This is a genomic window from Paractinoplanes polyasparticus (assembly GCF_019710575.1).
Lineage (GTDB): Bacteria > Actinomycetota > Actinomycetes > Mycobacteriales > Micromonosporaceae > Actinoplanes > Actinoplanes polyasparticus.
The window spans coordinates 21,313-45,567 of record NZ_JAHWFK010000053.1; the positions used below are offsets into that span (position 1 = coordinate 21,313).

At 71.6% G+C, this 24,255-nt stretch carries 25 protein-coding genes; 18 read left to right on the top strand and 7 right to left on the bottom strand.

From position 1 onward, the window contains the following. Positions 1–132: 132 nt before the first annotated feature. Genes KXC43_RS41445 through KXC43_RS41460 form a run of 4 tightly spaced genes read left to right on the top strand, consistent with a single transcriptional unit; the run spans position 133 to position 2,654 of the window. Entirely contained in the window at positions 133–354 is a 222-nt protein-coding gene (locus KXC43_RS41445; protein ID WP_221381747.1) for a hypothetical protein, read from the top strand. Between the two features lie 9 nt (positions 355–363). Further along, positions 364–858 (top strand): PH domain-containing protein, encoded by a 495-nt coding sequence (locus KXC43_RS41450; RefSeq protein ID WP_221381748.1) that lies wholly within the window; start codon positions 364–366, stop codon positions 856–858. Then, on the top strand, positions 855–2,255 hold the full coding sequence (locus tag KXC43_RS41455; protein ID WP_221381749.1) for a PH domain-containing protein: 1,401 nt from the start codon (positions 855–857) through the stop codon (positions 2,253–2,255). The genes KXC43_RS41450 and KXC43_RS41455 overlap by 4 nt, the downstream gene beginning before the upstream one ends. 9 nt (positions 2,256–2,264) lie before the next feature. Continuing rightward, on the top strand, positions 2,265–2,654 hold the full coding sequence (locus KXC43_RS41460) for a thioesterase family protein (protein ID WP_221381750.1): 390 nt from the start codon (positions 2,265–2,267) through the stop codon (positions 2,652–2,654). Here KXC43_RS41460 and KXC43_RS41465 read toward each other — a convergent pair. Next, positions 2,647–3,585, bottom strand: coding sequence for a carbohydrate kinase family protein (locus tag KXC43_RS41465; RefSeq protein WP_221381751.1), 939 nt, complete (start codon positions 3,583–3,585; stop codon positions 2,647–2,649). The two genes, KXC43_RS41460 and KXC43_RS41465, sit on opposite strands and share 8 nt — an antisense overlap. Positions 3,586–3,681: 96 nt before the next feature. Between KXC43_RS41465 and KXC43_RS41470 the strand changes: the two genes are divergently transcribed. Together KXC43_RS41470 and KXC43_RS41475 are read left to right on the top strand one after the other, a co-directional pair. Then, positions 3,682–4,329, top strand: coding sequence for a superoxide dismutase family protein (locus tag KXC43_RS41470; RefSeq protein ID WP_255645713.1), 648 nt, complete (start codon positions 3,682–3,684; stop codon positions 4,327–4,329). Positions 4,330–4,379: 50 nt separating this feature from the next. Beyond that, a complete protein-coding gene (locus KXC43_RS41475; protein WP_221381752.1) occupies positions 4,380–5,849 on the top strand; it encodes an aminopeptidase P family protein in 1,470 nt (489 codons plus the stop codon). 37 nt (positions 5,850–5,886) lie between these two features. Here the strand turns inward: KXC43_RS41475 and KXC43_RS41480 are convergent, their stop codons facing one another. Beyond that, on the bottom strand, positions 5,887–6,375 hold the full coding sequence (locus KXC43_RS41480) for a hypothetical protein (RefSeq protein WP_221381753.1): 489 nt from the start codon (positions 6,373–6,375) through the stop codon (positions 5,887–5,889). A 139-nt stretch (positions 6,376–6,514) separates the two neighbouring features. On the opposite strand from KXC43_RS41480, the gene KXC43_RS41485 reads away from it, so the two are divergent. Continuing rightward, positions 6,515–6,934, top strand: coding sequence for a YciI family protein (locus tag KXC43_RS41485; protein ID WP_221381754.1), 420 nt, complete (start codon positions 6,515–6,517; stop codon positions 6,932–6,934). Next, a complete protein-coding gene (locus KXC43_RS41490) occupies positions 6,931–8,160 on the top strand; it encodes an RNA polymerase sigma factor (RefSeq protein WP_308129497.1) in 1,230 nt (409 codons plus the stop codon). The genes KXC43_RS41485 and KXC43_RS41490 overlap by 4 nt, the downstream gene beginning before the upstream one ends. On the opposite strand, the gene KXC43_RS41495 is transcribed toward KXC43_RS41490, so the two are convergent. The 3 genes from KXC43_RS41495 to KXC43_RS41505 form a co-directional block, all read right to left on the bottom strand. Continuing rightward, positions 8,153–8,908, bottom strand: coding sequence for a class I SAM-dependent methyltransferase (locus KXC43_RS41495; protein WP_308129502.1), 756 nt, complete (start codon positions 8,906–8,908; stop codon positions 8,153–8,155). The two genes, KXC43_RS41490 and KXC43_RS41495, sit on opposite strands and share 8 nt — an antisense overlap. Positions 8,909–9,009: 101 nt before the next feature. Further along, positions 9,010–11,919, bottom strand: coding sequence for a pullulanase-type alpha-1,6-glucosidase (gene pulA / locus KXC43_RS41500; RefSeq protein WP_438870947.1), 2,910 nt, complete (start codon positions 11,917–11,919; stop codon positions 9,010–9,012). Next, the gene (locus KXC43_RS41505; RefSeq protein WP_221381757.1) at positions 11,882–12,271 is read right to left on the bottom strand and encodes a DUF6841 family protein; all 390 of its coding nucleotides are present in this window, start codon (positions 12,269–12,271) and stop codon (positions 11,882–11,884) included. The genes pulA and KXC43_RS41505 overlap by 38 nt, the downstream gene beginning before the upstream one ends. A gap of 176 nt (positions 12,272–12,447) precedes the next feature. Between KXC43_RS41505 and acnA the strand changes: the two genes are divergently transcribed. The 7 genes from acnA to KXC43_RS41540 all read left to right on the top strand — a co-directional run bounded on the left by acnA (position 12,448) and on the right by KXC43_RS41540 (position 19,749). Beyond that, positions 12,448–15,234, top strand: coding sequence for an aconitate hydratase AcnA (gene acnA / locus KXC43_RS41510; RefSeq protein WP_308129498.1), 2,787 nt, complete (start codon positions 12,448–12,450; stop codon positions 15,232–15,234). A 222-nt stretch (positions 15,235–15,456) separates the two neighbouring features. Continuing rightward, positions 15,457–15,864: a pantetheine-phosphate adenylyltransferase gene (coaD, locus tag KXC43_RS41515; RefSeq protein ID WP_221381758.1), complete on the top strand. Its 408-nt coding sequence runs from the start codon at positions 15,457–15,459 to the stop codon at positions 15,862–15,864. A gap of 265 nt (positions 15,865–16,129) precedes the next feature. Beyond that, positions 16,130–16,669 carry a sigma-70 family RNA polymerase sigma factor gene (locus KXC43_RS41520; RefSeq protein WP_221381759.1) on the top strand — a complete coding sequence of 180 codons (540 nt, stop codon included), beginning with the start codon at positions 16,130–16,132 and terminating at the stop codon, positions 16,667–16,669. Continuing rightward, entirely contained in the window at positions 16,666–17,721 is a 1,056-nt protein-coding gene (locus KXC43_RS41525; protein ID WP_221381760.1) for a hypothetical protein, read from the top strand. The genes KXC43_RS41520 and KXC43_RS41525 overlap by 4 nt, the downstream gene beginning before the upstream one ends. After that, positions 17,718–18,614, top strand: coding sequence for an ABC transporter ATP-binding protein (locus KXC43_RS41530; protein WP_308129499.1), 897 nt, complete (start codon positions 17,718–17,720; stop codon positions 18,612–18,614). The genes KXC43_RS41525 and KXC43_RS41530 overlap by 4 nt, the downstream gene beginning before the upstream one ends. After that, a complete protein-coding gene (locus tag KXC43_RS41535; protein WP_221381761.1) occupies positions 18,611–19,453 on the top strand; it encodes an ABC transporter permease in 843 nt (280 codons plus the stop codon). The genes KXC43_RS41530 and KXC43_RS41535 overlap by 4 nt, the downstream gene beginning before the upstream one ends. A gap of 50 nt (positions 19,454–19,503) precedes the next feature. Beyond that, entirely contained in the window at positions 19,504–19,749 is a 246-nt protein-coding gene (locus tag KXC43_RS41540; protein WP_221381762.1) for a DUF2630 family protein, read from the top strand. A 58-nt stretch (positions 19,750–19,807) separates the two neighbouring features. Here KXC43_RS41540 and KXC43_RS41545 read toward each other — a convergent pair whose 3' ends face one another. Together KXC43_RS41545 and KXC43_RS41550 are read right to left on the bottom strand one after the other, a co-directional pair. Beyond that, positions 19,808–20,725 carry a serine protein kinase RIO gene (locus tag KXC43_RS41545; RefSeq protein WP_438870948.1) on the bottom strand — a complete coding sequence of 306 codons (918 nt, stop codon included), beginning with the start codon at positions 20,723–20,725 and terminating at the stop codon, positions 19,808–19,810. 143 nt (positions 20,726–20,868) lie between these two features. Continuing rightward, positions 20,869–21,522 (bottom strand): HAD family hydrolase, encoded by a 654-nt coding sequence (locus tag KXC43_RS41550; protein ID WP_221381763.1) that lies wholly within the window; start codon positions 21,520–21,522, stop codon positions 20,869–20,871. Positions 21,523–21,686: 164 nt separating this feature from the next. Here KXC43_RS41550 and KXC43_RS41555 point away from each other — a divergent pair, with 164 nt between their 5' ends. From KXC43_RS41555 to KXC43_RS41565, 3 genes are all read left to right on the top strand, one after another. Beyond that, positions 21,687–22,265 carry a TetR/AcrR family transcriptional regulator gene (locus KXC43_RS41555; RefSeq protein WP_221381764.1) on the top strand — a complete coding sequence of 193 codons (579 nt, stop codon included), beginning with the start codon at positions 21,687–21,689 and terminating at the stop codon, positions 22,263–22,265. A gap of 68 nt (positions 22,266–22,333) precedes the next feature. Further along, positions 22,334–23,233: a TIGR04222 domain-containing membrane protein gene (locus KXC43_RS41560; RefSeq protein ID WP_221381765.1), complete on the top strand. Its 900-nt coding sequence runs from the start codon at positions 22,334–22,336 to the stop codon at positions 23,231–23,233. Further along, positions 23,226–24,041: an MbnB/TglH/ChrH family RiPP precursor modification enzyme gene (locus KXC43_RS41565; protein ID WP_221381766.1), complete on the top strand. Its 816-nt coding sequence runs from the start codon at positions 23,226–23,228 to the stop codon at positions 24,039–24,041. Before KXC43_RS41560 ends, KXC43_RS41565 begins: the two co-directional genes overlap by 8 nt. The last annotated feature ends 214 nt before the right edge of the window (positions 24,042–24,255 follow it).

Below are 24,255 nucleotides of genomic sequence, written 5' to 3' on the forward strand. Positions count from 1 at the left end.
TGATCTTTCTGCGCGATACGCCGGATCGGGCACCTCCGCGGGGAGGATGCGCGGCGTCCCGAAGCGTGTAACATCGTCCCCGTCGCCGGGCGACTTCCCCCGTGGTCGCCCGGCGCTCATACACTTCAGGGTGTGGATGGCCCCGTAGAGCCGCAGTGCTCCGCCAAAGGATGTCGTGCGGATGCCTCCTGGACGCTCCGGTGGAACAACCCGAAGATCCACACCCTCGACTATCGCAAAACCTGGCTGGCCTGCGACGAACACCGCGTCACGCTGGGCCAGTTCCTGGATCTCCGCGGATTCCTGCGCGAAGTGACGCCCTTCGGTACGGCAACCGATGCGCCCATCTCCTAGGCTCAAGGGGTGACCGTCGACGCCCTGACCCCCTGGCCCGACACCGTCGAGTGGCGTTCGGTCTCGCCGAAGCTGATCACAGTGGAGCTGATCGTCCGGTGGAGCTGGACGGTGATCGTGGCCGCCGGCCTCTGCGTCGGCCTGGTGCTCCAGGGCCACTGGCTGTGGCAGCTGGGCATCGCGCTGGTGGTGGTCAACGCGATCTGGCGCTCGTTCGTCACCGTCCGGGCCGTGCGCGCCTGGGGCTACGCCGAACGCGATCAGGATCTTCTGGTCCGGCACGGCCTGCTGGTCCGGCGGCTCTCCATCGTCCCGTACGCGCGCATGCAGTTCGTCGATGTCACGGCCGGTCCCCTCGAACGCGCGTTCGGGCTGGCCACGGTGCAGCTGCACACCGCCGCGGCGGCCAGCGACGCGCAGATCCCCGGGGTCCCGCCGGCCGAGGCGGCCCGCCTGCGCGACCGGCTCACCACGCTCGGCGAGGACCGGGCCGAGGGCCTGTGACCGCCGCCGGTCCCCCGCAACCGACCGCGCCGCCCGAGGCCGCCGTCGCCGAGCCGCGCCGCCGGCTGCACCCGCTCAGCCCGGTGCTGCACGGGGCCAAGAGCATCGCGGTGGTCGTGGCGGCCCTCTCCTGGCAGACGCTGTCGCAGGTCGGTCTCGAACGGTTCGCGCTGGTGGTGGCCGTCATCGCGGTCGCCGTGGTGATCTTCTCGATCTTCGGCTGGCTGACCACGGGCTACCAGGTGGTCGGTCGCGAGCTGCGCATCACCGACGGCGTGATCTGGCGGCGCAACCGGGCCATCCCGCTCGAACGGCTGCAGGCGGTGGAGCTGCGGCGGCCGTTGCTGGCCCAGCTGACCGGGCTGGCCGAGCTGCGTCTCGAGGTGATCGGCGGGGGCAAGACCGAGGCGCCGCTGGCCTACCTGACGGTGCGCGAGGCATCGGCGCTCCGGCAGCGGCTTCTCGCGCTCGCCGGTCGTACGCAGGCAGCAGCGCAACCCACCGACCAGCTCGCGGACGCGGCGCCCGCCGCGCCCGCCTTCGAACGCCCGCTGCTGCGGGTCAGGAACCGCGACCTGGTCGTCAGCCAGCTGCTCACCCCGCAGGCGTTCTTTCTGCCCGTCGGCGTGGCGTTCGTGGTGCTCCAGTTCGTGATGGAGGGGTCGTGGACCTTCGTCGGCATCGCCAGCACGGTGACGGCGATGGCCGGCGTGCTGCTGCAGCCGGTGCGGCGGGTGCTGCAGGACTGGGATTTCCGCCTGGCCCGCGACCCCGAGGAAAGGCTCGGAGTGCGCTACGGGCTGCTCGAGACGCGCAGCCAGATCGTGCCGCTCAACCGGGTGCAGGCGGTCGGCGCGACGTGGCCGCTGCTCTGGCGCGGGCAGGGCTGGCTGCACCTGCGGCTGGCCGTGGCCGGCTACGCGGGCGAGGGCGGCGGCGACGCGAAGCGCTCCGACCGCCTGCTGCCGGTGGGCGAGTTCGACACAGCCCGCTCCCTGGTGTGGGAGGTGCTGCCCGGCGTCGACCTGGCCGCGCTGGCCACCTCGCCGCCGCCGAAACGCGCGCGCTGGCTCAACCCGATCGCGCTGCGGTCGATCGGCGTCGGGCTGACACCCGAGGTGCTGGTGACCCGCTGGGGGCTGCTGACGCGCGAGATGCACCTGGTGCCGTACGCGCGGTTGCAGAGCGTCCGGGTCGTGCAGGGCCCCCTGCAGCGGATGCTGGGCCTGGCCACCGTGTACGCCGACACCGCGCGCGGCCGGTCCGGCCAGGCCAAGGATCGCGACCTCGCCGAGGCGTACGCGCTGGCCGCCGAGCTCGCCGTGCGGGCCCGGCAGGCGCGCAAGCCGGACTCCGCCACCCCCGAGGCGTATTGGCAGTCGCCTACGCGGCCCTAAGCTCTTGGCATGGAGCTTCCGGAATTCCCGCCCGGTCTGAGCGCCCGGGTCGAGTTGACCGTCACCGATGCCGACACCGCGCAGGCGCTCGGGTCGGGTGACGTGCCGGTGCTGGCCACGCCGCGAGTGCTGGCGCTGGCCGAGGCCGCCACCGTCGCCGCCACCGCCCGGCACCTGCCGGGCGGCCTCACCACGGTCGGAGTCCGGGCCGAGATCAACCACCTGGTGCCCACGCCGGTCGGCGGCTCGGTGCACGCGCTGGCCACGCTGGCCAAGGCCGAGGGCCGCAAGCTGTATTTCGAGGTCGTCGTGCGGATGGGCGAGACCCTGGCGGCCGAGGTGCTGGTCGAGCGGATGATGCTCGACCGTCAGCGCTTCATCGAGAAGACCCTCAGCTGAGGGTGCCCCACCGGGCGGTCACCTCTTCGTTGGTCGGCATGGCCACGGCGCCGCCGCGGCGCTCGCAGACCAGGCCGGCCACCGCGAGGGCGAAGCGCACGTTGCGCTGCCAGCCGTCCAGGTCTTTGGGCAGGCCGTCGGCGAGCAGGCGGCGCACCAGCGCGCCCATCACCGAGTCGCCGGCGCCGGTGGCGTCGACGGCGTCGACCTTGGGCGCGGGCAGCATCACCGCGCCCTCGCCGGCCGACACGTACGCACCCTTCGAGCCCCAGGTGACGACGACGGCCTTGGCGCCCAGGCCGCGGATACGCTCGGCCGCCCGCTCGGGCGTCGCCCCGTCGTAGAGCACCTCGGCGTCGGCCGCGCTCAGCTTGACCAGGTCGGCGGTGGCGAAGAACTCCTCGGAGAGCTCCCGCAGGTGGGTCACGGCGGCGCCGTCCGGCAGCAGGGTGGGCCGGGCGTTGGGGTCGAAGACGCGCAGCGGCCCGGGCACCGCCCACGCGGCCCGGGCGGCGGCCCGGAACGGCTCGCGCAGCAGGCAGATCGAGCCCGTGTAGAGCACGTCGGCCCCGCCCACCATGGCCGTGTCGAGGTCGGCCGGGCCGAGCAGCGCATAGGACGGCGGCTCGCCGTAGAACGTGAAGGTCGGCTCGGCGCCCACGAACGTGGTGACGGCCAGCGTGGTCGGCACGGCGACCCGCTTGACGCCGGCCGTGCCGACGCCGCGCTCGGTGAGGAACACGGCGAGCCGGTTGCCCAGCACGTCGTCGCTCAGCGAGCCGACGTACTGCACCTGGCCGCCGAGCCGGGTCGCGCCCACCGCGACGTTGAGCGGCGCGCCCCCGATGGCCTGGCGGTAGACCACTTCACCGTCGCGCTCGGCCTCCTGAAGGTCGATCAGCGCCTCGCCGAGCACCACCGCGTAGCCCATGCCATGCCTCCTGTGTCGTGGTGGGACCAGCCTCGCGTTCCGGCACGCGCCACGCCAGTGCTCGCACGATATGTCCATATTTGGGATGATCGCCGGATGTTCTCACGCGCGCTTGCCCTCACCGTTCCTCTGTTCATGATCACTGGTTGCGCGAACTCGGTGCCGATCGGGCCCACCACGTCCGCCTCGATGTTCACTTCCGCCTCGGCCTGGACGATCTACCAGGGCTCACCCAGCCCCGCCCCCTCGGCCTCGTGGGCGCCGGACACGGTCGCCACCGGCACGTTCCTGCCGTTCCGGCCGGGCGCGACGGCGATCACCTACGACCCCGCGGTGGTTCCGCCTGGTGCGACGGCCACGGTCGCGGTCGCCCAAATGCCCAGGACCACCGAGGTACGGCTGGAGGCGGCCGGGCTGATCCCCCGGCGCGCGTACGGGGCCCACCTGCACACCGAGCCGTGCACCGCCGTGCCCGACCAGGCCGGCCCGCACTACCAGCACCAGAAGGACCCGAAGACCCCGTCGGTCGACCCGTCCTACGCCAACCCGCGGAACGAGGTGTGGCTCGATCTCAGCGCCGACGGCTACGGCACGGCGACCGTGTCGGCCGTGCAGGCCTGGACGTTCCCGGCCGGCCGGTCGGCCCGTTCGCTGATCCTGCACGCGCAGCAGACCAAGACCGCCGCCGGTGTCGCCGGCACCGCCGGACCCCGGGTCGCCTGTCTGACCCTGCCGCAGCGCTGAGTGTCAGGGGGAGGCGGTAACGTCGGGGTCACACGATCGGAGGCGCCACGATGGCCGAGCAGAAGGCTGCGCAACCCGCAGCCAAGACGGAATCTCACGACCCCGCCTTCCCCGAGGCCTTCCTGCAGTTCATGCGGTCCGGGTGGCGAGAGGACCCGCTGGCCGTCAGCCCGCTGCCCGAGGCGCCCAACTACGCCAAACGGCGCAACGCGCTCTCCGAGGCGTTCCCCGGCGAGACGCTGATCATCCCGTCCGGCAACGAGAAGGTCCGGGCCAACGACACCGACTACCCGTTCCGTCCGGGCAGCGACTTCGTCTACCTCACCGGCGACCGCGACCCCGACAGCGTGCTCGTGCTGCGCCCCAGCGGCTCCGGTCACGACGCGGTGCTCTACACCCACCAGCGCAACTCGAAGGACACCGACGCCTTCTTCCGCAGCCGCAACGGCGAGCTCTGGGTCGGCCGCACCCACACCCTGGCCGAGAAGTCGACCGAGCTGGGCGTCGAGACGGCCTCGCTGGGCGAGCTGGGCGCGGCTCTGGCCGGTTCCGCCCCGGGGCGTACGCGGGTGCTGCGCGGCCTCGACCCGAATGTCGACCGCACCGTGCTGGCCTACGAGCCCGACCGCGAGAAGCCGCGCGACCGCGAGCTGGCCTGGGTGCTCAGCGAGCTCAAGCTGATCAAGGACGAGTGGGAGATCGCCCAGCTCCAGGCCGCGATCGACGCCACCGTCCGCGGCTTCGAAGACGTGGCCCGCGTGCTGCCGGCCGACCGCGGAGTGAAGGAGCGCCTGCTCGAGGGCGTCTTCGGCCTGCGCGCCCGGCACGACGGCAACGACGTCGGCTACGGCTCGATCGTCGGCGCCGGCGCCCACGCGACGATCCTGCACTGGGTGCGCAACACCGGCACCACCACGCCGGGCGAGCTGCTGCTCATGGACATGGGCGTCGAGGGCCACAACTTCTACACCGCCGACGTGACCCGCACGGTGCCGGTGAACGGCCGCTTCACCCCGCTCCAGCGCCAGGTGTACGACATCGTGCACGCTTCTCAGCAGGCCGGCATGGACGCGATCAGGCCGGGCGTGCTGTTCAAGGACGTGCACAAGACCTGCATGCGGGTGCTCGCCGAGGGCCTCGCCGACCTCGGCCTGCTGCCGGTCAGCGTCGACGAGGCGATGGACGAGAAGAGCACCGTCTACCGCCGCTGGACGCTGCACGGCTTCGGCCACATGCTCGGCATCGACGTGCACGACTGCAACAACGCCCGCAACGAGACCTACCGCGACGGCCCCCTGCAGGAGGGCTACGTGCTGACCGTCGAGCCCGGCCTCTACTTCCAGCCGGAGGACGACCTGGTGCCGGCCGAGTTGCGAGGCGTCGGCGTCCGCATCGAGGACGACGTGCTGGTCACCGCGGACGGCTGCCGGAACCTCTCGGCCGGCCTGCCCCGCTCCTCGGCCGAGGTCGAGACGTGGATGGCCGCGCAGCGCGAGGCCGGTCCGCGACTCCCCGGCTGACCGTCAAGGCGGCCTGCCGGGCTGACCGGATCCCGCCCTACAGCTTGTAGTCGCTGACGTTCCAGCACTCCGGGCCCGAACCGACGTCGATGGTCACCTTCACCGGGTGGCCGTCGGCGTTGTCGAACGCCTTGGTGACCTGTCCGCCGTCGTCGGCCGCGGTCTGGGCCATCTCGAGCAGCTCCTTGAGCGTGAAGGCCTCGATCTCCTCCCCGGTGTCACCGGTGGCGGGGCCCAGATCCGCCTCGCCCCCGGCCGACGGCTTCGCCGACGTTGCGTCCAGCCGCTTCGACGCGGCGACCGCGCCCGACTTCACGTCCACCTGATACCGGCCGGTCGGCGTGGCCGCGTCGCAGCCCCGGGCCAGCACATAGGAGTACGCCGCCGGCTCGGTCCACGCCGGCGGTGACGCCGGCGCGACCGGGGCGGTCTTCGCGTCATCCGACGACGACGTGCATCCGCCGACCAATGCCAGCAGAGCGATGCCACCCAAGGCCCATTGCACCCGCACAACGTCTCCCCTCACCGAAAATCGATACGCAATGTAACGCAACGACGCACCCCCAAGATTTGTCGCGGGCCGTGTCGATCGGGGGCGCGCCCGTTCGACCTGGGGGTGAGAAGGTCGACGAGCGACCGGATCGGATACCGAGGAGAGCAGCACCATGGCGAAGTACATGCTGATCATGCGGAACAGCGACGAGTCCCTGGCCAAGATGATGGACGCGTCGTTCGACGACATGCTCGAGACGGTGGGCCGCTTCAACGACGAGCTGATCAAGGCCGGCGTCCTGGTGGCGGCCGAGGGCCTGGAGGACGCCGCGCAGAGCGTGGTCGTCGATCACACCGGCGACACCCCGGTGGTCACCGACGGCCCCTACGGCGAGACCAAGGAGCTGTTCGGCGGCTTCTACATCCTCGACGTCGCCTCCAAGGAGGAGGCGGTCGAGTGGGCCAAGCGCATCCCGGCCTTCCCCGGTTCGAAGACCGAGATCCGGCGCGTCCCCGGCATCGACGAGTTCCCGCAGGACAACGAGTGGATCAAGAAGGAGCGGGCCTGGCGCGAGCAGACCGGCCAGCTGTGACCTCACTCGAGGCCGTCTGGCGCATCGAGTCGGCTCGCATCGTCGGTGCGCTCACCCGCTACACCGGCGGCGACCTGGAACTGGCCGAGGACGTGGCTCAGGAGGCGGTGGCCGAGGCTCTCGTCTCCTGGCCGCGCGACGGTGAGCCGGCCAACCCGGTGGGCTGGCTGTTGAACACGGCTCGGCGGCGGGCGATCGACAGCTTCCGCCGCCGGGCCGCCCGGGACGAGAGGTACGCGCTGCTGGCGTCCGAGGACACCGACGGCGGCGACGGTCACCTGTGGGACCCGGACCGGATCGACGACGATGTGCTGGCGCTGATGTTCGTCGCCTGCCACCCGGTGCTCTCGCCCGAGGCCCGGGTGGCGCTCACCCTGCGTACGGTCGGCGGTCTGTCCACCGAGGAGATCGCGCGGGCGTTCCTGGTGCCGGTGGCGACGATTCAGGCCCGGGTGACCCGGGCCAAGAAGACGATCGCGGCCGCCCGGGTGCCGTTCGAGGTGCCGCCGCAGGCCGACCGCAAGGAACGGCTCGGCGGCGTCCTCAGCGTCCTCTACGTCATCTTCACCGAGGGCTCGACGGCGACGACGGGTGACAGCCTGCTCCGCACCGACCTGGCCTACGAGGCTGTCCGGCTGGCCCGGACGCTGGCCGCGCTGCTGCCCGGCGAGCCCGAGGTGTTCGGGTTGATCGCCCTGTGCGAACTGACCACGGCGCGCTTCCCGGCCCGTACCGGCCCGGACGGTTCGGCGATCCTGCTCGAGGACCAGGATCGCCGGCGCTGGGACCGCTCGGCGATCCGCCGCGGCCTGGCGGCGTTGGCTCAGGCCACTGCGGCCGGTCGCGGTCTCGGCCCGTACGGATTGCAGGCCGCGATAGCCGCCGGCCATGCCACCGCCGCCTCGGTCGCGGAGACCGACTGGGAACGCATCGTGCTGCTCTACGAGGCTCTGGGCCGGGTCGCGCCGTCGCCGATCGTCGAGTTGAACCGCGCGGTGGCGGTGGCGATGGCCAGCGGCCCGGGCCCGGCCCTGCTGCTGGTCGACGAGCTGGTCGCCCAGGACCGGCTGCCCGGCTCGTACCTGTTGCCGAGTGTGCGGGGCGAGCTGCTCAGCCGGCTGGGCCGCACGGCCGAGGCCCGCGCCGAGCTGGAGCTGGCCGCCCGGCTCTGCGGCAACGCCCGGGAGCGGGCCGTCCTCGTCCGGAAGGCTGCGGCGCTCAGCTAGCCTTTTCCAGGACGAGCAGATCGCTCTCCTCCTCGACCGGCCGCGGCCGGCGCTCGGCTCGCACCGCTGCCTCGAGCGCGTCGAACCCCTCGATGATCTCGAGCTCGGTCAGCCGCTCGAACGTGGACGATCCGCGCAGCTTCAACCGGTGCTCGTAGTCGGCCAGGCTGTCGGCGATGCGTTCCTGCACCCGTTCGACCGTCACGAACCTCAGCCCGGCCGCGGCGAACGTGTCGAGCAGCGGGTCCATCCGCGGGAAGACCTGTTCGTCGATGAGCCGGGCGCCGGGGAAGTAGCTGTACCACGGCAGTTCGGGCATGCGGTCGGGGAACAGGCTGCGGATCAGCACCCGGCCGCCGGGCCGCAGCACCCGGGCGATCTCGGCCGCCGCGGTCGCGTGGTCGCGGACGTGGTGCAGCACGAGGAACAGCAGAACGAGGTCGCAGCTCTCGTCGGGCCGCGGGATCTCGGTGGCGGAGCCGGACAGGTAGCTGACGCCCGGCTGGTCGCCGTGTTCGCCGGCGGCGGCTCGCATGTGGTCGGACGGCTCGACCCCCCAGACGGGACCGCCGAACTCGGCGGCCAGGGCCGGGGTGAAGCGGCCGGTGCCGGAGCCGAGGTCGAGCACTTCGAGCGGGCGCCGGGCCGGAGCGTGCCGCGCGAACACGCGCAGCCACTCGGCCAGCCTGTCGGGAGTCAACGCGCGAGCCCGCGCATAGACCAGATGTTGCCGGTCGTCGTAATTCACCTCGCGCAACAGCACACCCCTTCCCCGGCACCCATCCTTTCCCAGTGCGCGGCCGAGCGCGACCCCCCACAGCCATCCGGGAGGCGACTCACAGCCGAACCTCAGGCGGCGTCGGCCACGAAGACGGCCACCGAGCGGGCCGGGACGGTCAGGTTGCCGGCGGCCGCCTTGGCCGTACGCAGCAGCGGGTCGGCCGATCGGACCAGCTCGGGGTGGGGGTGCAGGCTCTCGGAGACACCGGACACGGCCTGGACGGTGGACTCGTCGGTCGCGTTGAAGACGACGACGAGCTGACTCCACCTCGGGTCGAGGCCGGTGCCGTCAAGACACATCACGATCACGCCGGGGGTCTCGCCCGGGCCGCCGAGCGGGAACACCACCCGGCGCTGCACCTCTTCGGCCGTGGGCAGGCCGAACACCGGGGAGGAGCGGCGGATGCGCAGCAGCTCGCGGTAGCGCTCAGCCGTCAGCTCGATGACGTCGGGCGGCGGCACCAGGGACGGCTCGGCCAGCAACGGGCGGGCGCGGGGCCACTGGTCCTCGTTCTCGCCCGCCGGCGGCAGGCCCAGGCCGAAGCCGTTGCCGAGGGCCGGGTCCCAGCGGATCTGGTTGAACCAGTCGCCGGAGTTGTGCGAGTTGCGGTCGAGCGACTTGGAGCGCAGCCGCTCGCTGCCCATGGCGACGAAGCCGGCGCCCTGCCCGAGCACCACCAGCGACAGCGCGACGACCTGGAGCCGGGCCCGGTCGACGGGGGCGGTCGTGATCGGCAGCTTGAACGCCATCGCGTCGTACAGGATCTCGTTGTCGTGGGCGTCGACGTAGTTGATCGTCTCGCCCGGGGACTGCGCGTAGCCGCTGGGCGAACCGTTGTAGTCGACCTGGGCGCCGCTCTGCTCGGCCCCCGTGTGGGTGGTGAAGCGGTAGGTGGCCAGGCCGCCGGCCAGGCCCACCTTGATCTGGTCGTGCACGTGCAGCGGGGTCGACGAGCCGAGCCCGGTGGCGAAGCCGAGCACGCCCGGGTCGCCGAACGAGCCGCCGCCGCGGGCCGCGTCGCGCAGCCGGTCGTTGAACGTGCCGATGCCGGTGCCGGCCATGTTGACCTGGGTGGCCTGGGTGAACCGGGCGTTGCCGGCGACCTCGCCGAAATCCCAGCCCTCGCCGTAGAGGCAGATGTCGCGGCCGTCGGGCAGGTGGTCGAGGTTGACGCGTACCTCGAGGATGTTGGCCCGCGGGTGGTGGCCCATGAGGTCGAAGCGGAAGCCGTCGACCTTGTATTCGCGGGCCCAGGTGACCACGGAGTCGACGACCAGGCGGCTCATCATCATGTGCTCGGGCGCGGTGTTGGGGCAGCAGGTGGACTCGGCGGTCGAGCCGTCGGCCAGCAGGCGGTGGTAGTAACCCGGGACGACCCGGTCGAGGACGCTGAACCGGTCGAGCCCGTCGCCCATGGTGTGGTTGTAGACGACGTCCATGACCACGCGCAGCCCGGCGGCGTTGAGGGCGGCCACCATGCGGCGGAACTCGAGGATGCGGGACGGCCCGGCCGGGTCGACGGCGAAGCTGCCCTCGGGGGCCGTGTAGTGCCACGGGTCGTAGCCCCAGTTGAACCCGTCGGACGCGGCGACGGCCATGACGGCGCGCTGCTGCTCGGGCGAGTCGGGCGGCAGGGCGGCCAGGTCGCAGTCGGGGGTGGCCTGGTCGGCGCGGCGGTCGGGCACGCTGCCGAAGTCGAACGCGGGCAGCAGGTGCATGTGGGTCAGCCCGGCCTCGGCCAGCGAGCTGAGATGGCTCATCGAGGCCGAGCCGGGCCGGGTGAAGGCCGCGTACGTGCCCCGCTCGGCCGGCGGCAGCGAGTGGTCGAAGATCGAGAAGTCGCGGACCGACACCTCGCTGATCTGCATGCGGGCCGGCGCGACCGCGGGCGGTTTGGCCAGCGATTCCCAGCCGGACGGCTTCAGCGCGGGGTCGGCCAGGTCGACGAGCAGGCTGTGGGTGGAGTCGGTGGCCAGGGCCAGCGAGTACGGATCGGTGACGCTGGTGGTGACCACGCGCTGGGCCGACGGGTGCCACACCTCGACCCGGTAGCGGTAGTAGCGGCCCAGCCACTTCGGCTTGAGCGCGGCCGACCAGACGCCGGTCAGCGCGTCCCTTTCCATCGGCACCAGGCGCGGCTCGTCGTCCGGGGCCTTGAACAGCTCGAGCTCGACCGTGCGGGCCGTGGGCGCCCACACCGCCAGCCGCGGGCGCTCGTCGAGGAGGATCAGGCCCAGCTCGGCGTCGGCGGCGTCGGCGTAGAGGTCGTCGAGCACGCCCGGAAGCTGCGCGGCGGTCAGCACGGTGACCTGGCCCCCGGCATCGCGGCCCTCGACCAGCACCGGGCCGCGGAGCAGCTCGCCCAGGGCGGCGTCGCCCATCTCGCGTACGGAGAAGGCGCGGTAGGCCCGCAGGTGGGGGAACCGGCGGCTCTGGGCCTGGAAGAGCCCGCCCGGACGCGCGGTGAGCGGGACGGCGGCCTCGCCGAGCAGCGAGAACGTGACCGCGCGCTCGGCCAGCCAGGCGGGCAGGGCGATCGTGGTGCGGTCGACGAAGACGGCGAACGCGCGGGCCCGGTCGAGCTCGGGGCCGAGGCTGCCGAGCGAGGGGCGCACGGGGTGGGCTTCACCGGCGCGCAGCCACACCTCACGGGCCACGGTGAGATCGAGCCGCTGGTCGTCGGGCAGATCCTTCTCGTCGCCGCGGTGGAGCACGAAACGCAGGCCGATGGCGTCATCGCGTACGGGAACCGAGAAGACGGCGCCGAAGTCGTCGAACGAGGCGGGGCTGAGCGGGCGGCGCCAGTCGGGTTTGGTGATCGTGCCTTCCCAGGCGTGCAGGCCCCAGCCGGCATAGTCGCCGGCGGGCCGCTGGTAGTGGATCACCACGACGTCGGAAGAGCTGATCACCTGGCCATACTCGCACCAGGGCCCGACAGTTTCAGCGCCTGGCGATGACCGTGGTGATTCTTGGCCCATCGGCGCCAAGCCGCAGCAGATAGCTGTAACTCTCCCCCGGCACCGCATTTCCCCGCGAATCCAGGTATTCCCACTCGACCGACACCAGGCTCAGCACCGGCGACAACGCCTGCACGTCGATCAACTGAGCGTGCGCGGCCACGATCTGACGCTCCTCGTAGCTGGGGGCCGCGCCGAGGAACGACAGCGCGACGGCGGCCGGCGTGGCGAACGTGAAGCTGTACGCATCGGAGACCACCATCCCCGGCAGCGCGTGACAGTTCGCGATGGCAACCACGTCTCCGCTGGTCAGAGCGGTGCCGTAGCGGTCGAAGAACTCGCTGAGTCCGACCCTGTCGGTAGGCGCCTGCACGATTGCCGATGTGCCCGGCGCGCGACCGGGGTAAACGTGAAAGGAGGGCGACCCCGGCTTGCGCCGGCTTACAAGACGGACGTACGGTTTACAGACGGACCTGAACCGAGAGTTAGGTATGCCTAACCAGAAGGCCGCCCTTTCGGTGCGAAAGACTTGAACGACAGTCGCTGGGTGTGAAGGAGATGACGGTGGCCAGCCTCGACACCTTTGGTGCGAAGAGCGAGCTCCGCGTCGGTGACGCGAGCTACGAGATTTTCACGATCGACAAGGTCGAGGGGCACGACCGGCTGCCCTACTCCTTGAAGATCCTGCTCGAGAACCTGCTGCGGACGGAGGACGGCGCCAACATCACCGCCGACCACATCCGCGCGCTCGGCGGGTGGGACCAGACGGCCGACCCCAGCGTCGAGATCCAGTTCACCCCGGCCCGGGTCCTCATGCAGGACTTCACCGGCGTGCCGTGCGTGGTCGACCTGGCCACCATGCGCGAGGCCGTGAAAGACCTGGGCGGCGACCCGACCAAGGTCAACCCCCTCGCCCCGGCCGAGCTGGTCATCGACCACTCGGTCATCGCCGACCTGTTCGGCCGCCAGGACGCGTTCGCCCGCAACGTCGAGCTCGAATACCAGCGCAACCGCGAGCGCTACCAGTTCCTGCGCTGGGGCCAGACGGCGTTCAACGAGTTCAAGGTCGTGCCGCCCGGCACCGGCATCGTGCACCAGGTCAACATCGAATACCTGGCTCGTACGATCATGGAGCGCAACGGGCAGGCCTACCCCGACACCGTGGTCGGCACCGACTCGCACACCACGATGGTCAACGGCCTGGGCGTGCTGGGCTGGGGCGTCGGCGGCATCGAGGCCGAGGCGGCCATGCTGGGCCAGCCGGTCAGCATGCTCATCCCGCGGGTCGTCGGCTTCAAGCTCTTCGGCGAGATGCCGGCCGGCACCACCGCCACCGACCTCGTGCTGACGATCACCGAGATGCTTCGCGAGCACGGCGTGGTCAGCAAGTTCGTCGAGTTCTACGGCCCCGGCGTCACCGCCGTGCCGCTGGCCAACCGGGCCACCATCGGCAACATGTCGCCCGAGTACGGCTCGACCGCGGCGATCTTCCCGATCGACGACGAGACCATCAAGTACCTCAAGCTGACCGGCCGCTCCGACGAGCAGGTCGCGCTGGTCGAGGCGTACGCGAAGCGGCAGGGCCTCTGGCTCGACCCGCAAGCCGAGCCCGACTACTCCGAGAAGCTCGAACTCGACCTGTCGACGATCGTGCCGTCGCTGGCCGGCCCGAAGCGCCCGCAGGACAGGGTGCCGCTGAACGCCGCCAAGCAGATGTTCCGCGACGCGCTCACCAACTACGTGTCCGACCAGGGCCCGGCCGACGAGGCCAGCGAGGAATCGTTCCCGGCCAGCGACCCGCCGGCCAACCACGAGAACTCGGCCGCCGACAAGCCGCACGTGTTCAGCGCGGCCACCGGCGCCGACGGCCGTCCCTCCCAGCCGACCAGGGTGGTCGGCGAGGACGGCGTGGAGTACGAGCTCGACCACGGCGCCGTCGTGATCGCCGCCATCACCTCGTGCACCAACACCTCGAACCCGCAGGTCATGATCGGCGCGGCGCTGCTGGCCAAGAAGGCCGTCGAGCGCGGGCTGACCCGCAAGCCGTGGGTCAAGACCACGCTGGCCCCCGGCTCCAAGGTCGTCTCCGACTACTACGACCGGTCCGGCCTCACGCCCTACCTCGACAAGATCGGCTTCAACCTCGTCGGGTACGGCTGCACCACCTGCATCGGCAACTCGGGCCCGCTGCCCGAGGAGGTCTCGGCCGCCGTCAACGAGGCCGACCTGACCGCGGTCAGCGTGCTGAGCGGCAACCGCAACTTCGAGGGCCGGATCAACCCGGACGTCAAGATGAACTACCTGGCGTCCCCGCCCCTGGTCGTGGCGTACGCGCTGGCCGGCTCGATGGACATCGACATCACCACCGAGCCGCTCGGCACCGGGTCCGACGGTCAGCCGGTCTACCTCCAGGAGATCTGGCCCAGCGCCAAGGAGATCGACGACGTCATCGCCTCGGCGATCGGGGCCGAGGGTTTCAGCACCGCCTACGCCGACGTGTTCGCCGGCGACGAGCAGTGGCAGTCGCTGCCCACCCCCGAGGGCAAGACCTTCGAGTGGGCCGACGACTCGACGTACGTCCGCAAGCCCCCTTACTTCGAGGGCATGCAGCCCTCGCCGCAGCCGGTGAACGACATCGCGGGCGCCCGCGTGCTGGCCAAGCTGGGCGACTCGGTCACCACCGACCACATCTCGCCCGCGTCGTCGATCAAGCCCGACTCCCCCGCCGGAAAATACCTCGCCGAGCACGGCGTCCCGCGCCACGAGTTCAACAGCTACGGCTCGCGCCGCGGCAACCACGAGGTCATGATCCGCGGCACGTTCGCCAACATCAGGCTGCGCAACCAGCTGGTGCCGGGCGTCGAGGGCGGCTTCACGGTCAACCACCTCACCGGCGAACAGACGACGATCTACGACGCCTCGGTCGCCTACCAGGAAGCCGGCGTCCCGCTGGTCATCCTGGCCGGCAAGGAGTACGGCTCGGGCTCGTCGCGCGACTGGGCGGCCAAGGGCACCATGCTGCTGGGCGTCCGCGCCGTCATCGCCGAGAGCTACGAGCGCATCCACCGCTCCAACCTGATCGGCATGGGTGTGCTGCCGCTGCAGTTCCCGCCCAAGACCAACGCCGAGTCGCTCGGCCTCACCGGCTCCGAGACCTTCACGATCACCGGCGTGACGGCCCTCAACGACGGCGACACCCCTTCGACGGTCAAGGTCCGCACCGACACCGGCGTCGAGTTCGACGCCGACGTCCGCATCGACACCCCCGGCGAGGCGGACTACTACCGCCACGGCGGCATCCTGCAGTACGTCCTCCGCAAGATGCTCGAGAGCTGAGCCGAGCGTTCCCGAAGCCCCGTCTGCCCGGTCCGGCAGGCGGGGCTTCGCTCTGAGCATCGCCCGTTATCCACAATCCGCACCTGTCCACAGGACGGCCGGACCGCGGCTCCGCGAGTCCACAAAAACGATAAAATCGGCCGTGGCCGGGGGCCCCCGGTGGAGGGCGGGGTTCGCCTCGGCGCAGCCGCGTGCCCGCCGGCGCGGATTTATGCTCGAACGATGACGCGCGCGGTGTTTCCCGGCACGTTCGATCCCGTCACGGCCGGCCACCTCGACGTCGCCGACCGGGCCCGCCACCTCTTCGACGAGCTGATCGTGCTGGTCGCAGTGAACGCCGCGAAGCACCCCACGCGCGAGGGCGAGGCCCGTGCCGAAGCCGTCCGCGCCGCCTTGCCCTCCGCCTGGCACAACGTCACGGTGGCCGCGTGGCAGGGGCTCACCGTCGACTACTGCCACCGCCACGGCGCGGACGTCATCATCCGCGGCGTCCGCAATCCCGCCGACGCCCGCCACGAACAGGAACTGGCCGCCATGAACCAGTCCCTGGGCATCCCCACCCTGCTCATGCCGGCCCGACCGGCTCTGGCTTCGGTCTCCTCGACCGCCGTCCGGGCGGTCCAGGCCTGACCTCGCTCGACCGGACCCCGCTCGCATCGATGCCGGGATCGGACGAATCTCGCGCACGCTGATCGACAGGCTTCGGCGCGGGCTCAGTGGGTAAGCGCGCGCCATGCGTATCGGGAATTCGGAAGTCCGGTTTCTGGGTGGGCCGCTGGGCTGCCTCGGCATGATCGTGCTGTCGGTGGTGGCCTCGATAGTGCTGACCGTGCTGGTCAACATCATTCTTTAGACGGCGCTGTCACAACCGCGGGGCCGGCGGTGCTTACCTGGCATGGACTTAGCACTGGCCCACGGCGGGAAGGACAGCGTGGCCCTGTCGAGAAGAACCCGGGCGGCCCGGCCCGACCTGGAGCAGGTGTTCCGGGCCGCTTACCCGCGAGTGGTGGCCGTGGCCGCCCGCGTGCTCGGCTCGCGCGACGAGGCGGAGGACGTCGCGCAGGAGGTGTTCCTCACCTTCGGCCGCTCCGACGTGCCGGCGGGTGAGGCGCTGCCCTGGCTCTCGGTGGCGGCCGCCCACACCGCGCTCAATCACATCCGTACCGGAAAACGCCGCGCCGGCCGTGAGCAGGCCGCCCGGTCCCACGACACGGTGGTGCCCGACGTCGCCGACGCGGTGGTGGCCGCCGAGGAACGCCGCCGGGTGCGGGCCGCCCTCGCCCGGCTGCCCCGGAAACAGGCGATCGCCCTCGTTCTGCGGCACAGCGGCCTCAGCTACACCGAGGTGGCCGCCGCCCTCGACCTCTCCCCCGGCAGCGTCGGCACCACCGTGCGACGGGCCGAGTCCGCTCTGCGCAAGGAGTTGAACGCATGAAACGCCACCCGAACGACGGCGTGCTGCGCCGGCTGGTGGACGAGCCGGCCGGGGTCGCCGACGCCGACCGCGAGCACGTCGCGAGCTGCCCCGTCTGCAGCGCGGAACTGATCACCGCCCGGCAGGATGCCGCCTTCGCCGCCGAGACCCTGCACACTGCGGCCGATCCGGATGTCGACGCCGGGTGGGAACGCCTGCGGGTCGCCGAGCCGGTGAGCGCGCCGCGCCGGGTCCGCGCCCGCTTCCGCAGTCCGATCATCGCCGGCGCCGCCGTGGCCGTGCTTCTCGCCGGAGCGGGAGCGGCGGCCGCGGGCGACTGGTTCCCGATCTTCCGGACCGAGCGCATCGCCCCGGTCACGGTGCACCAGGCCGACCTGATGGCCATGCCCGACCTCTCCTCGTGGGGCGACGTCGAGATCACGTCGCGCCCGCAGATCCACCAGGTCGCCGACGCGGCCGCCGCCCAGAAGGAGAGCGGCCTCGCTCTGCCCCGGGTCGCCGATCTGCCGCGCGGGGTGACCGGCGGTCCGGCGTACCAGGCGGGCCGGCGCATCAGCGCGACCTTCACGTTCCGGGCGGCCAAGGTGGCAGCGTTCGCCCAGGGCCGGGGCGAGGCCACCCCGTCCATGCCGGCCGGCCTGGACGGGAGCAGCTTCCGGCTGACCGCCGGCCCGGGCGCCGCCGCCGTGTGGTCGAGCCGGCAGGGGGTTCCGTCGCTGATCGTGGCCCGGGCGGTCGCGCCCACCGCGTACTCGACGGGGGTGCCCTTCGCGACGGCCCGGGACTACCTGTTGTCGCTGTCGGGGCTGCCCGCGGACGTGGCCAAGCAACTGCGCACCTTCACCGCTGACGGCACGACGCTGCCCTTGCACGTGATGCCCGAAGAGATGACCAGCAAGCCGACCGAGGTCGACGGCGTCCCGGCGACCCTGCTCACCGCCAGCGACGGGGTGCTGAGCGCCGTGGTCTGGGTACGCGACGGCGTGGTCACCGCGGTGGCGGGCTCGGTGAGCGCGGACGAGGTGCTGTCGGTGGCCCGAGGGCTCCGGTGACCTCTCCCGCGGTGTGGGCCTCGGGCCTGCGCAAACGGTACGGGCGGCGGCAGGCCGTGGACGGCGTGACGTTCGAGGTCGGGCGGGGCGAGGTGGTCGGCCTGCTCGGCCCGAACGGCGCCGGCAAGACGACGGTCATCAAGATGCTGCTCGGTCTCGTCCGGCCCGACGCGGGCGAGGTCATGCTGCTCGGCCGGCCAGGCACGGATCCGGGCTCGCGGGCCCGGGTCGGCTACCTGCCCGAGCTGTTCCGCTACCAGCCGTGGCTGACCGCGGCCGAGGTGCTGCGGCTGCACACGCGGCTGGCGAGCACGGCTGTCCCCGAGGCGGAGCAGCGTGAGTGCCTCGGCCTGGTCGGGCTGGCGGACCGCGCCGGCGACCGGGTCGGCGGCTTCTCCAAGGGCATGCAGCAGCGCCTCGGGCTGGCGGTCGCGCTGGTCGCCCGTCCGGAACTGGTGGTGCTCGACGAGCCGACCAGCGCGCTCGATCCGATCGGCCGGGCCGACGTACGCGATCTGCTTCTCTCCCTGCGCGAGCGGGACGTCGCCGTGCTGCTCAACTCGCACCTGATCGGCGAGGTGGAACGGGTCTGCGACCGGGTGGTCATCCTCGACCACGGCCGCGTCGCCACCTCGGGAACCCTGGCCGAGCTGCTCGGACAGCGAGAGTTGCGGCTCCGGCTGGAGGGCGTGACGCCCGCGGCGGAGAGCCGGATGGGCGACCACCGGCGAGAGGGAGACACCTTCGTCGTGCCGATCGGAGACCTCGACGAGGTGCCCGACCTCGTCGCCGAGCTGGTGAAGCTCGGCGTCCGCGTGCACGCCGTGGAACCCGGGCGGATCACGCTCGAGGAGCGCCTGCTCGACATCATCCGTGGCGGGGAGGCCGCATGAGAATCGTGCTCACCATCGCCGGTCTGACCCTGCGCGAGGCGGCCCGCCGACGGGTGCTGCGCTCGCTGGCCGTGCTGACGATCGTGCTGCTCTCGCTGAGCGCCTGGGGTTTCTCCCGGATCGACGCCGAGTTCGGGGGCCTGACCAGCGGCGAATCGAAGTTCGCGGCCGCCCTGGTGCTCAACCTGGTGATGTTCGGCCTGAGCCTGATCGCCGCGCTGGGCACGGCGTTCCTGGCCGGCCCGACCGTGGCCGGCGAGGCCGAGTCCGGTATCGCGCTGGCCGTGCTGGCCCGTCCGGTCCGCCGCGTGTGGGTCCTGCTGGGCAAGTGGCTCGGCCTGGTGGCGTTCGGCGCCGGTTTCGTGGCCGCGGCCGGCGCGGCCCAGCTGGTGATCGTCAAGGTGACCACCGGGTACTGGCCGCCCGACCCGGCGACCGGCCTGGCCCTGCTGGCCGCCCAGACGGTCACGCTGCTGACGCTGGGCCTGCTGCTGTCCACGGTGATCTCCCCGATGGCGTCGGGCGTGGTGGCCGTCGGCCTGTTCGGCGCGACCTGGATCGCGGGCGTGGTCGGCGGTCTGGGCAAGGCGCTGGGCAACGAGAGCGTCGAACGCATCGGCACCGTGTCGCAGATGCTGCTGCCCACCGACGGCCTGTGGCGCGGAGCGATGCGCTCGTTCCAGGACCCGTCCCTGTTGTCGCAGTTCAGCGAGGCGTTCGAGGGCCACCCGTTCCTCAGCGCGGACCCGCTGCACGGCGCCTACCTGCTGTGGGCGGCGGTCTGGGTGGCGCTGGTGCTCGCCGTAGCCGGACTCGCGTTCCAGCGTCGCGACCTCTAGTGACCACGGTGACGTAACGGTGTTGTCGATCTGCGCATAGGCTCTCCCGCATGGATGACAAGACTGTGCTGAGCCGGATTCACGGCCTGGTCGATGAGGAGCACACGCTGCGCGGGCAGCTGAGCCGGGGCGAGATCTCGTCGAGCGAGGAGCACGACCGGCTCAAGGAGTTGGAAGAGGCCCTGGACCAGTGCTGGGACCTGCTGCGCCGGCGCCGGGCCGCCCGTGAGGTGGGCAACAACCCCGACGCCGAGCAGGCCCACAGCGTCGGCGAGGTCGAGGGCTACCTGCAGTGACGCCGCACCGGCCGCGGCCGCCTCTGTTTGGGCGGCCGCGGCCGGAACGCCTGGCATCTCACTTGAGACCTGCCTCGTAGAGCAGCCTCTCGAGCAGCTCGTCCGCGTCCACCTTCAGCCCGCGCTGGGTGAACCAGGCCGCGACGTTGCGCACGTCACGCGCGATGAAGTCGCCGCCCTGCGGGTTGGCGACCACGTCCACGATCTGCGGCAGGTCGATCAGCACCAGCCGCCCCTCGTGCACCATGGTGTTGTAGGGCGAGAGGTCACCGTGCGCCACCTGCGCGCGGGCCAGCACCGACAGCGCGTCGGTCATCTGCCGCCACAGGTCGGCCAGCTGGTCGGGATCGGCCCGCACCTGCGCGAGCCGGGGCGCCGCCTCGCCGGTCTCCCAGTCGCCGATGAACTCCATCATCAGCTCGGTGCCGATCAGCTGGACGGGATAGGGCACCCGCACCAGGCCGCTCTCCTGGCCGACCTGCCACAGGTGGGTGAGCGCGCCGAACTCGGCCATCGCCCACTGCCCGGCGATCATCTCTTTGCCGAACGCGGTGCGGTTGGTCATGGCCCGCATCTCGCGGGACCGGCGGACCCGGCGCCCCTCGAGATAACCGGCGTCGCGGTGGAAGAGCCGGTGGTCGCCGTCGCGATAACGCTTGGCGGCCAGCACGCTCACCTTGTCGGTGTCGGGAAGTTCCCGGCGTACGAGGTAGACGTCGGCTTCCTTGCCGGTCTTCAGCATGCCGAGCTCGGTGTCGACCGCGCCGTGCTCGGTGCGGACCCAGTCGGGCCGGGGAACGGGGCCGTGAAGCGCGCCGTCCCAGGTCGACCAGCCGTCACCGGTGCTGGGAAGGTCGGGGTCCTCCTTGAGCTGCGGGCCCGGACCGCCGCGCTTCTGGAAGGTCAGATCGTCGTCGTCGAACTTGCGACGGCCGCGGCGCATGGTTGCCGGGCCGAAAGAGTCGTGCTCGCGCACTGGAGGGTCTCCTTGAGAGAGGAAAGATGGCGAATCTGGACACGAGGCATCACAACGACAGCCATGTGTTCACACCCCCTTCTCTCTCAGGCCCTGTGCGGGCGACGCGCTTACTCTCCCGAACCGGCCCGGGAAGTCGCAACCTATTTATTCGCGGCGGCCATGATCGCCGAGATTCCCTGGATCACGTTGCCGACGATCTCGGTCGGGGCGAACCGGTTGTCCACCCACTCGCGGCCGCGATGCAGCCACACGCTGGGCAGACCCATCGCCGCGGCGCCGCCGATGTCGGCCTCGGGGCTGTCGCCCACCACCCAGGCGCCGCCCAGCCTCATCCGCACCCGCTGCGCGGCGAGCGCGAAGATGCGCGGGTTGGGTTTGCTCACACCGGCCTGCTCGGAGATCACCCAATCGGCGACGTAGCGGTCCAGACCCGTGCGCCGGATGCGGACGTCCTGGATCTCGGCCCGTCCGTTGGTGACCACCACCGGGACGAGGCCGGCGTCCTTGGCGATCTGCAGCGCACAGCCGACCAGGGGGTCGAGCTTCTCGTACGCCAGCGGGCCCTCGTGCAGCTCTTCCACGAGGTCGATCGAGGGAATGCCGAGCTGGTAGCGGTCGCGGATGAGGTCGGCCAGGTCCCAGCGGGAGGTCAATCCGTCCGCATCGACGGAGAGTAACCAGTCGAGATCATCCTGTACGGCCCCGATCTCGTCGAGGAATCCCTTGGCCCACAGCCGGAACGCACCGCTGCGGTCGAGCAGGGTGTCGTCGAGGGCTATCAGGACAAGAGGCACCCGGGCACTTTACGTGAGCGGGGAGGGCACCGAACAGCCCAGGACTGTTAACAACTGGCGGGCGGGATGGGGGAATTCGCACCATCCGCCCGTGTGCTGGGCACTCTTGCCAAGACGTACGTACGGATTGCATGCGAAAGGGCGCACGTGACACGATCCAGAGCGTGCCCAGAGTAAGTCAGGACCAGCTGGACGCCCGCCGCACCGAGATCCTCGCCGCGGCGCGCGACTGTTTCGCACGGTTCGGCTACGAGGGTGCGACGGTACGGCGGCTCGAGGACGCGACCGGGCTGTCCCGCGGGGCGATTTTCCACCATTTTCGCGACAAGGAATCACTCTTCCTGGCCGTCGCCGAGGACGACGCGGCTGCGATGGTCGAAACGGTCGCCCGCAACGGGCTCGTCCAGGTGATGCGTGACCTGCTGGCCCGGGCCGGCGGCAGCGAGGGCGACACGGCCGGGTGGCTCGGCACCCAGCTCGAGGTGTCCCGGCGGCTGCGCACCGACCCCGCGTTCGCCAAGCGCTGGACCGAGCGGTCGGCGGCCATCGCCGACGCCACCCGTGACCGGCTGCAACGCCAGCGGGAGGCGGGCGTGCTGCGCGACGACGTGCCGGTCGAGGTGCTCACCCAGTTCCTCGAGCTGGCGTACGACGGCCTCGTGCTCCACCTGGCCACGGGGCGCCCGCCCGGCGAGCTCAGCCGGGTCCTCGATCTGGTCGAGGAAGCCGTCCGAAGGGCCTGATCACAACGCTTGCGCGGCTCTGCACAATGGGGCACAGAAACGCCGCGACGAGCAGGAAGGCCCAGCCCATGGACGACACCTGGGGCATCTCCGGCCCGACCTTCCTCACCTACTTCATCGGGGCGACGATCGCGATCGTGATCATCGCCGCAGTCCACCGCAAGACGCTGTTCCGCGGCGACCGCTCGGCCCGCGTCGACAACCTCGGCCCGCAGCAGGTGGCCTACCTCAACGGCGGCGACCGTCTGGCGATCTATTCGTCGATGGGCGGCCTGCGAGCGGCGAACGCGCTGGGCACCGGCCCCGGCCGCACCCTCATCCGCACCGGCCCGCTGCCCAGCGGCGTGACACCGCTCGACAGCGCGATCTACAACGCGGCCGGCAACGGCGTCCGCACCCGCGACCTGCCGAACGACCAGTGGGTCGCCTCGGCGATCGAGCAGCTGCGCGACCACCTCGAGCGCAGCGGCCTGGCGGTCAGCGCGGGCAAGATGCGCGAGGCCCGGCTGTGGGTGCTCGGCGGCCTGGCCCTCGTGTTGATCGGCATCGCGCGCATTGTGGCCGGCCTCGGCAACGACCGGCCGGTCGGCTTCCTGGTCGTCGCCACGATCGCCGCGTTCGTCCTGACGCTGACCATGCTGCGTACCCGCCGCTGGGCCACCGACGCCGCCCACAGGGGCATGCGCGACCTGCGGTCCCGGCACACCCACCTGGCGCCGGTCAACTCGCCGTCCTACGCGACCTACGGCGCCACCGGCGCCGCGATGGGCGTCGCGCTGTACGGCGGGGCTGCCCTCTATTCGATGGACCCGGCGTTCGCGGCCGAGGCCGAGGTGCAGCGCATCGCCGCCACCGGCGGCAGCGCCGGCAGCTCCGGCGGAACCGACAGCAGTAGCAGCTCGTGCAGTAGCGGCAGCTCGTGCAGCGGCGGCAGCTCCTGCGGCGGTGGCGGCGGTTGCGGTGGCTGAGTACGGCGTGGGAATAGGGTGGCGACCCGAGATCGCCGGCTTCGTGGAGAGTCTTCCCGGCCTGCGCTTCGCCGAAGTGGTGGCCGAGTCGGTGCACGCCCACGACGAGCTCCCCACCGGCCTGCAGGCGCTGCTCGACCGCGGCGCGACGGTCATTCCACACGGCGTACGGCTGTCACTGGGCAGCACCGAGCCGGTCGACCCGGCTCGGGTCGACCACTTCGCGGCCGTGGCCGCACGGTTGAACGCACCGCTGGTCAGCGAGCACATCGCCTTCGTCCGGGCGGGTGGCGTCGAGGCCGGCCACCTGCTCCCCCTGCCCCGCACGAGGGAAGCGGTGGACGCGGTGGTGGCCAACGTCCGGCGCGTGCAGGCCGCTCTGCCGGTCCCGATCGCCCTCGAGCCGATCGCGGCCCTGTTCGACTGGCCCGACGACGAGCTCACCGAGGCCCAGTTCCTCACCGAGATCCTCGACCGCTCCGGCGCCCGGCTGCTGCTGGACGTGGCCAACGTCTACGCCAACGCCCGCAACCGGGGCGCCGACCCCGAGGCTCTGCTCGACGACCTGCCGCTCGACCGGATCGCCTACGTCCACGTGGCCGGCGGCGCCGAACATCAGGGCCTCTACCACGACACTCACACCGACGCGGTCCCGCAGCCGGTGCTCGACCTGGTCGCCGCGCTGTGCGCCCGCCACGTCCCCCCGGCCCTGATGCTCGAACGCGACGGCGACTACCCACCCGCCCCTGCCCTGGCCGCCGACCTCGACGCGATAGCCAAGGCCTCCGGCTACCCACCCATCACATGACCACCCCCGGTCCCCCGGGCGACATCTCGCCGCACCCGTCCCCCGCGACCACCGACTCCGCGCCACCTGGCTCGAACCCGGCCGATTCGTCCGCCACAGCCATGTCGGCTGCCAGTCCCGACGCCTCGCCCGACCCGCATCCGCCGACCGGGTCCGGGCCGGTTCCGTCACCGGCGCTAGGGTCTGTTTCGCAGCGGGGGTGGGAGCGAGGCGC